The sequence below is a fragment of the Petrotoga halophila DSM 16923 genome (genome assembly GCF_002924615.1).
In genome coordinates, this window is record NZ_JALY01000124.1 from 1 (window position 1) to 9,092 (window position 9,092).

Genomic DNA, 9,092 nt, shown 5'->3' on the forward strand with positions numbered 1-9,092 from the left:
GCTGTTGTAGCTGCATATGTAATGATAACTTCGTTCACTCTTCCGCTACTTGCACAAGAATGGAACTTATCCAACATTTTTGCCTCGACGATCGCTAGTTCCACTTTTATAGGCATGTTTATAGGTACATTGAGTGCTGGAATTATCTCGGATTACTTTGGCAGAAAGAAGTCTGCAATGTTTCTGTTGTTTATCGGAAGTTTTTTCAGTGTTCTTAGTGGTTTTATAGGTTCTCCAACTCTTTTCATTATTTTTAGGATTTTATCTGGAATTGGTTTTGGTGGTTCTATGCCTGTTTTAAACGCATATTTAACCGAATTTTTGAATGTTTCAATTAGGGGCAAATACTTAGTTTATCTAGAAAGCAGTTGGGCTATTGGAAGCATATTTATAGCCATAGTCCATATGTTCATTGCTAGAAATTTTACTTGGAGGTTGGATTATATATTTTTAGGGGCTGGGTTTATTCCCTTTTTGCTTTTATTTACTGTTCCAGAATCTCCAAAGTATTTGCTAATAAGAGAGAAAAAAGAGGAGTTTGAAAAACTTTTTAATTACAATATTAAAGAAAAAATTATAGTACCGAAGAAAGAAAAAGTAACTATTAATGCACTTTTTAAAAAAGGTTATTTAGTTAGAAGCCTAAATATTCTTCTCTTATGGTTTACTATGAGTTTTGGATATTACGGTATTTTCGTTTGGGTTAAAGGGATTTTAGCTCAGAAAGGTGTGGATGTTGTTTTAACAGATTGGTACACTTTTTACATGTTTTTAGCGCAGTTACCAGGTTATTTATTAGCAGCCTATCTTATTGAGAAGATTGGAAGAAGAAAAAGTGTTTTATTGTTTGCTTTAGGAACGGCAATTTCTTCGGTTATATTCGCCAGCGTTTCTTCAAATATATTAGTGTTGATTTTTAGTCTGGTTGTTTCTATTTTTTGCATGGGTGAGTGGGGTTTAACATATGCATATACTCCTGAACTTTATCCAACAACTATGAGAGGAACAGCTAACGGTGTTTCAGGTGCCTTAACGAGGTTCTCAGGTTTCATCGCACCCTTTTATACTTCATATTTTCTTGAAAGAGGTAACATAAATATAGGATTAATGGGGATTGCAATCCTTTTCTTGCTGACAGGAATATTAAACTTTATCTTTCTACCTGAAACTCTAAAAAAAGAAGTAGATTGAGGGACAAAAACCTTTGGCCCGAATACCTAGAAATATCTAAGTATTCGGGTTTTTTTAACATAGGTTCAAATGGTAGAAACTATTTTATGGGAAAATAAGTGCGGATTTTGTTCCTTTCAAAAATTTTTTAATGGAGTAAATAATTATTATGAAATGTGAAGGCTGCGGTGTAGAGATACAAACAGAAGACCCTAAAAAACCAGGGTATATACCTGAGAATGTTCTAAAAGAAAAAATAGAAAATAACGAATCTGTAGTTTGCCAAAGATGCTTTAAATTAAAGCATTATAATTATTTATTACCTATCAAAATAAATTCCGATTTTTCCCATGAGATTGACAAGATTTTAAGGGATTTCAAAACTGTTTTTTGGGTAGTCGATGTAATAGATTTCGAAGGCACATTTAGAAAAGAGATCGCTGAAAAATTAAAAGGGAAGAATATTTTTTTAATCGTTAATAAAATCGATCTCTTGCCGAAAAGCACACCTTACGCAAAATTAAAAAAGTGGTTGCTCTTCAGAATCAAAGAAATGGACATAAATATACCAGATGATCATGTGAGAATGGTCAGTGTTAAAACGGGTATGGGAATAGAAAAGACAAAAAAACTACTTTTACAAACAGAGAAACAAAAGGCATTGGTAATAGGTGTAACCAATGTAGGTAAATCATCTTTTTTAAATAGACTTGTGAGGGGAGAAATAACTGTAAGTGCATATTCTGGAACTACTTTAAAGGTATTAAAAGCAAAAGTACCTAACACAGATTTACAATTGTTCGATACACCCGGCATTTTCACTCAAGACAGATTGTGCGATTTTTTTGATATTTATACTCAAGTTAAGATGATTCCTTCTAAAAAAATTAAGATTAAAACTTTCACCGTGAATGAAAAAAATGTTCTTTTTATCAGCGGATTGTTCTGGTTGAAAGTTTTAAAGAACGGTGTTAACAATTTACCTCCTATAATCACGGTTTTTCTTCCAGAAGAGATATCTGCTCATAGAGCAAAAGAAGAGAGAATTAATGATTTACTTCACAATAGAAAGATTCTATTTCCACCTTACAATGATAATTTTGATTTTAACCAAATAGAGTTTGAAAGAGGAATTGTAAAGATTGATAAGGGCAATGATATAGCCCTTCCCGGAGCGGGATGGTTTTCTGTAAAAAGAGGCCCTTTAATAGCAGAAATTTCAAAACCTAAAGAGTTTAGATACGTGGTAAGAAAGTCGATGAAATAAGAAGATTTCAGTAGGATTTCATCATTTATGGAGGTGTAAAAAGTTGCAATTGAAAGAACCAGGAGTAGTTGTTGGGGTATCAAATAGGCATGTACATTTATCACAAGAGGATTTGGAAAAGTTGTTTGGTGAAGGTTATGAATTAACTCCCTTAAGACCATTAGGACAGCCGGGACAATATGCATCTGAAGAATGTGTAGAATTAATAGGGCCAAAGGGAACTTTCCAAAAAGTGAGAATATTAGGCCCTGTAAGAAAAGAGTCACAAGTGGAAATTTCTAGAACCGATTCTTTTAAATTGGGAGTAACCCCTCCTGTTAGAGACTCAGGAGATATAGAGGGAACCCCTGGTATTACAATAAAAGGACCTGTTGGTGAAATACAGTTAAAGAAGGGTGTAATCATTGCCAAAAGGCACATACATATGCTGCCAAGGGATGCTGAACATTATGGTGTTAAAGATAAAGACTTAGTTTCAGTATATTGTGACAAAGAAGGAAGAAGACTTATTTTTCAAGATGTTTTGATCAGAGTTAGTGAAAAATTTGCATTAGAGTTCCATGTTGATATCGACGAAGCCAATGCAGCTTTACTCAGCAACGGAGATTATGTCAAAATTATAGAAAAATTCTAAAAAGCCGGTGTTTGCACCGGTTTTTTCAATCAATATCAGAAGGTATTTCATAGGTTATGCCCCCATATTTCCCTTCTGACACTTCTTTTAGAAAGATATTTCTTCCCCTTTCGTAATCTGGAACTCCGCCCTTTTTTAGAAAATTTCTTTTCATAGAAAATTTTTCTATGAACTCAACTGCATTTTCACAGTTGTCCCATTCTTCTAAAACTGTATCCAAAATATTAGGATACTCTTGCTTTAAAAAGTCAAAAAGATAGAAGAGAGCCTCATCCAATTCTGAATCTTCTGCTTTTAGAGAGCCAATAAGAATTAATTTATTCACAAGATTCTTGCTAAAAAGTTTTGGATATAACACACCTGGTGTATCAAGAATTTTTAAGTCCTTTGATACAGTTAGCCATTGCAAACCTCTTGTTATTCCGGGCTTGTTTCCAACTGCAGCAGATTTTTTCCCTTTTAGACGGTTTATAAAGGTAGATTTACCAACATTTGGTATACCAACTATCATAAGCGACTTTTCATTAAACTTTTTAGGAACGATGGGATAAATATGGTTTAAAAAAAAGTCTTTCACATTGGATTCATTTAGGCTAAGTGAAAAAGCATCCTCACCTTTCTCTTTATAATACTTTTCCCATAACTTAGTTTTTTTCATGTCACATAGATCTTTTTTATTCAGAATAATTATTCTTTTTTTGTTTCTAAAAAGTTGTTGCTCTTCATATGCCCTGCTAGCGTATGGAGCCCTTGCATCCAGAATTTCTACTACCGCGTTGACAAGTTTTAAATGCTTTTTTATCAAGGATTTGGTTTTTTCTATGTGCCCCGGATACCACATGCTTTTAACCCCTTTAAACAGTTATTTTCACGATTATTCCTATTTTTCTTAAATTGTGGTATAATGTAAGTGATAAAAGTATACCTTAATTTGTAAAAAAATCCAAGAGGAGGGATAATCTATTCTGAGATATTCTATCTCTATACCTGAGAATGTGGAACCGATTGAAATTTTTGGGGCATATGATAGCCGAACAAAGTACATCAAGAAAGAGATGAACGTAGATATACATTACAAAAACAGAAAAATTTTCATCGAAGGAAAGGATGATGACTCGGTTAATAAAACATCAAAGATATTCACAGAACTTTTAGAAATTTTAGACGAGGGTCATTTACTCGATTGGGATGAATTCCAATACGTGGTTTCTAGGTATAAAACCAACGGGAATGGCTCTAAGACTGAAGAAAAGAAAAAATCAATGAAAGAAGTTATCAATACTCGCATTTTGGGTACTCAAATATTCGCAAAAACTGAAGGTCAAGCAAATTACATCGACTACTTAAAAAATAATGATATTGTTTTTAGTATAGGACCAGCCGGAACGGGCAAAACATATCTAGCGGTTGCTATGGCGGTAGATTATTTAAGATCGGGTAAAGTTCAAAGGATAATTTTAACAAGACCAGCTGTTGAAGCAGGAGAAAAACTAGGTTTTTTACCTGGTAGCTTTTATGAAAAAGTCGATCCCTATTTAAGGCCGTTATATGATGCCCTACTTGATTTTATGGATACAGACAAACTGATTTCATACAGAGAAAAAGGTATTATAGAAATACTACCTTTAGCCTACATGAGAGGTAGAACGTTAAACAATTCTTATATTATTCTAGATGAAGCTCAGAATACAACTTATCAACAAATGAAAATGTTTTTAACAAGGATAGGATTTAACACTAAGGCGGTCATTACCGGTGACGTAACCCAAATAGACTTAGAAAAAAAGAAAGATTCAGGGTTACTATCGGTTAGAAAGGTGTTGAATGGAAGCATTTCTGGGATAAAATTCATTGAACTATCAAATAACGATGTGGTAAGGAATCCTTTAGTAAAAGAAATTATAAAAGCCTATGAAGATTATGAAAACGCTGAATAAGGAAGTGTTTTCCACTGTATGAAGAGCAAAAATACAGAAAACAATAAACAAACCAGCAAAAGCCTTTTTCAAAAAGCAAATTTATTTTTTTCTAAAAATAAAGGTTTTATAATTAGGGTGATTCTTTTTATATTTTTATCCTTATTCGCTGAATGGCTCATTTTTCACAGAATTTCATTGAACTTTCAGTTAAGTTTTAACCTCGTTTTTCTTGTATTTTGGATATTTATCGGAGAATTTTTGTTACCTAGGAACAAAATGTTTGAACTTCATCCTAAAAATTACTGGGCGGCTTTTCTAACGCCGCTCTTTTTCAATATAATTCTGAATCTTTTTGTTTATAAATATGTGAATATATTTGCAATATCGACCATATTGAGTACGTTGATAATAACCTTACTAATAGATTACTCTACCGGTTTAATTTCTGGCCTCATATTTTCCGCTTACTTTGGTATTTTATTCGGATTTGACTTGAAGTTCACAATTTTTTTGTTTTTACCTGCAGCAGTTGTCGCACTATCATCAAGAAAGATCAAAAGGAGAGTAGAGATAATACTACCATTTTTATGGGCTAGTTTAACACAAATTATCGTTGCTTATGTTATTAACTTATACTATACCCCTTTGGACTATCTCATAATAATCGAAAGCAATTTTTTAAGCATGTTGGTAACTATGGGTATCTTACCCTTCTTTGAATACTTAACTAGAGTTTATTCAGAGATCGGTTTATTGGAACTGGGTAATTTAAGCAATCCTTTGCTAAAAAATCTTTCTTTGAAAGCACCGGGAACATACTATCACAGCATGATCATATCTAACTTAGCGGAAAGTTCCTCTGAAATTATCAATGGAAATACGGTGTTAGCTAGAGTAGGTTCGTACTTCCACGATATAGGGAAGGTGTGGAGACCTCAGTTTTTCTCAGAAAACCAAAAGAATAAAAACCCTCATTCTGATATAAGTGCTAAATTAAGTTCTCTGATATTAAACAACCATGTTACCTATGGTATCGAATTGGCAAAAAAATACCGTTTACCCATACTGATAGAGGATATGATAGCACAGCATCACGGCACAAGGGTTAAGCAATTCTTTTACAGCGAATATTATAATCAAACAGGGATAAAAGATACCAACATGTTCAGATATCCCGGACCCATTCCTCAATTTAAGGAAGCTGCTATACTAATGATATGTGATGTAACCGAAGCCATGGTAAGAAGCATGCAAGAGTTAAGCGCTGTGGATCTTAATGAAAAACTTGATAATTTGATAAACTCTCTTTTTTTTGAGGGACAGTTAGACGATTGTGGATTAACACTTAGAGAAATCAGAAAGATAAAAGGCCGTATTATTAGAACCATAATGGAAATGAATCATAAAAGGATATCCTATCCCAAAGTTGAGGCAAAAGAACTTAGAGAGTAGAGGGAGAACGTCTTTGAAAATAAACGTTATAAACCAACAAGATTTAAGAAAGATAGACAGTAAAAAAATCAAAGATATCGCCAAAAAACTTCTTCTAAATGAGGTTGGCGAAGGAAATTTTGAATTAAACATATTAATCACCGACGATAAGAGTATAAGCGAATACAATAAATACAGAGGTAAAAGTACACCGACGGATGTTTTATCCTTTTCTTATGGTTTAAACGAACCTGTCATTGGAGATATTGTTATTTCTGTTGAAAGGATAGAAAAACAAGCGCCTGATTTTGGCAATTCCTTTGAAGAAGAATTTTATTATATACTTATTCATGGCTTACTACATATCGTTGGCTATGATCATGAAAACTCTGAAGAAGATGCCAAAAAGATGTTTGAAGTTCAAGATCAATATTTTCATCAATTAATTAAAGACAGGAGGAGATAGAGTTGGCTACAGTAAAGCCCTTTAAAGCTTTAAGACCATATAAAGGGATAGAACAGTGTTTTTCTTGCCCACCCTACGACGTACTTGAGGAGGATGAAGTTAAGGAAATAATCTCCAGAAACCCCAATTCTTTTTTAAGGGTAACAAGGTCCGAAATAGAGGCGGAAGAAGATTCTAAAGAGGCTATTTACAAAAAAGCTAAAGAAAATCTTGAATCCTTTATTAAAAATGGGGTGTTAATTAAAGATTCCGAACCATCCTTTTATATTTATCGTGAAACCTGGCAAGGGGTTTCTCAAACAGGCTTTTTTGCTGTTGTGAGTGTGGATGAGTACGATAAAGGAATTATAAAAAAACATGAATTAACAAGAAGAGACAAAGAAGACGATAGGACAAATCACATATTAAATCTAAATGCACAAACCGGACCCGTTTTCTTAACCTACAAAGCCCAAGAAGATTTAAAAGCAATCATTGACCAGCTTATAAAAAACAAGGAAATTCTTTATTCCTTTTGCGATGAAAACAATGTGAAACATGAACTTATCAAAATCCAGGAAGAAGACGAAAGGGAACAAATCGAAAAAGCTTTCAATAGTATCGAATATCTTTACATTGTAGATGGGCACCATAGAGCTGCTGCCGCTTCCAGAGTTCAAAAAATAATGAAAGAAAAAGACACAAATTACTCTTTGGACAAACCCTACAATTATTTTATGGCTGCTATTTTCCCCCACAACGAACTCAGAATACTCCCTTACAATAGAATAGTTAAAGATCTAAACGGTTTAAAAGAAGAAGAATTTTTGAAAAAGATCAGTTCCTATTTTCAAGTAGAAGAAGCTCCTTTTTCACCCTATTCTCCTGATTCCTCACACTCTTTTGGAATGTATCTTCAAAAAAAATGGTACAAACTAACATTTAAAGGTGAAGAAAGTGAAGATCCTGTTGAAAACCTAGATGTGCAAATATTGCAAAAATACTTATTGGATCCCATACTTTCCATAAAAGATCCAAGAACTGATCCAAGAATATATTTTCTGGGTGGTATTAGAGGCGTAAAAGAAATCGAAAAGTGGGTAGACAAAAAAGATTGGAAAGTTGGATTTTCTATGTATCCCACGCAAATAGATCAACTCTTAAAAGTTGCAGAGATGAACAAGATAATGCCACCTAAATCTACTTGGTTTGAACCAAAATTGAGGAGTGGCTTATTAATTCATGAATTAAGCTAGGTCTTTCTTCCACACATTAGAGGTGGTAGTTATAAAATACTATAAATTTGATTTAAATAACAAAATTGAACAAATAAAAACTCATGCCGTTGACGAAAAAATTCAAGTAGATGAAATAAGGGTATTTGAAAATAATCTTTATGGAATAAAAAGAAAATGGAAGATTTTATCTTCTCATAACTCGGTTGATTTTATAAAACGCATATTATGCCCCAGTGACAACGTGATGCTAACTTATTATCACGACGAGAAAGGTGAAATGTCTAAATATCTCGTTTATATAGATTTTGGCAAATACAATGTCAGCAGTGACAATATTGAATTTCAAGATCAAGAATTGGATCTTCTCATTTATAACGACTTAAAATACAAAATACTTGATATGGGGGAATTATTAAAAGCTTTTGAATGCAAAAAGATTACCTTATCCGATATGCAAAGAAATTTAATAACTCTTGAGCATTTTATTAATGATTTTAATTATTTGGGTGTAATTGACTCTCTTCACCTCAGATTTGGTACCAATGCTATTAATTGGCTTTTGAAAAACAAAACTAGTATAGTATAATAACTCATAACTGGAGGGGAAAAAATTGAGAAAACTTTATCGTTCCAGAGAAAATAAGATTTTAGCCGGTGTTTGTGGAGGCTTAGGTGAGTATTTCGAAATTGATCCAGTTATCATACGACTTTTGTGGATTGTGTTAAGCCTAGTTTGGGGATTTGGGGTTATTTTGTACATAATCGCAATTTTTATAATCCCTCCCGAACCTCAAGAAAATCATTATTCTGATAATTTTGAAGAAACACCCGGAACCGAGCACCATCATATTTCACATAATCTAGAAGATGAAGACAGAAAAGTCGTTATAGGGTTGTTTGCATTACTATTTATCGTAATTGGGCTAATTATTTTGGTAAGTATAATAACTCCTTCGACATTTTTCTTTAGAAATTTTATCAAAATCGT

General features: G+C 33.1%; 10 protein-coding genes. 9 read left to right on the top strand and 1 reads right to left on the bottom strand.

Translation table 11 applies throughout. From position 1 onward, the window contains the following. The 3 genes from AA81_RS05745 to pduL form a co-directional block, all read left to right on the top strand. Positions 1-1,191: MFS transporter (locus tag AA81_RS05745; RefSeq protein WP_103898496.1), on the top strand; the 1,191-nt coding region annotated here is incomplete at its 5' end. Positions 1,192-1,339: 148 nt separating this feature from the next. Continuing rightward, a complete protein-coding gene (gene yqeH / locus AA81_RS05750; RefSeq protein ID WP_103898497.1) occupies positions 1,340-2,437 on the top strand; it encodes a ribosome biogenesis GTPase YqeH in 1,098 nt (365 codons plus the stop codon). Positions 2,438-2,480: 43 nt separating this feature from the next. After that, positions 2,481-3,071: a phosphate propanoyltransferase gene (pduL, locus tag AA81_RS05755; protein WP_103077064.1), complete on the top strand. Its 591-nt coding sequence runs from the start codon at positions 2,481-2,483 to the stop codon at positions 3,069-3,071. Positions 3,072-3,096: 25 nt separating this feature from the next. Here pduL and ylqF read toward each other — a convergent pair whose 3' ends face one another. Continuing rightward, positions 3,097-3,912: a ribosome biogenesis GTPase YlqF gene (gene ylqF, locus AA81_RS05760; RefSeq protein WP_103898498.1), complete on the bottom strand. Its 816-nt coding sequence runs from the start codon at positions 3,910-3,912 to the stop codon at positions 3,097-3,099. Positions 3,913-4,126: 214 nt separating this feature from the next. On the opposite strand from ylqF, the gene AA81_RS05765 reads away from it, so the two are divergent. The 6 genes from AA81_RS05765 to AA81_RS05790 all read left to right on the top strand — a co-directional run. Continuing rightward, entirely contained in the window at positions 4,127-5,008 is an 882-nt protein-coding gene (locus AA81_RS05765; protein ID WP_103077114.1) for a PhoH family protein, read from the top strand. A gap of 18 nt (positions 5,009-5,026) precedes the next feature. Continuing rightward, on the top strand, positions 5,027-6,442 hold the full coding sequence (locus AA81_RS05770) for an HDIG domain-containing metalloprotein (protein WP_103898499.1): 1,416 nt from the start codon (positions 5,027-5,029) through the stop codon (positions 6,440-6,442). Positions 6,443-6,455: 13 nt separating this feature from the next. Further along, entirely contained in the window at positions 6,456-6,887 is a 432-nt protein-coding gene (gene ybeY / locus AA81_RS05775; RefSeq protein ID WP_103898500.1) for an rRNA maturation RNase YbeY, read from the top strand. 2 nt (positions 6,888-6,889) lie between these two features. Beyond that, entirely contained in the window at positions 6,890-8,122 is a 1,233-nt protein-coding gene (locus AA81_RS05780) for a DUF1015 domain-containing protein (RefSeq protein ID WP_103898501.1), read from the top strand. Between the two features lie 22 nt (positions 8,123-8,144). Further along, on the top strand, positions 8,145-8,690 hold the full coding sequence (locus tag AA81_RS05785) for a DUF402 domain-containing protein (protein ID WP_103898502.1): 546 nt from the start codon (positions 8,145-8,147) through the stop codon (positions 8,688-8,690). A gap of 25 nt (positions 8,691-8,715) precedes the next feature. Further along, the coding region (locus AA81_RS05790; RefSeq protein ID WP_103898503.1) for a PspC domain-containing protein at positions 8,716-9,092 on the top strand (377 nt) is incomplete at its 3' end.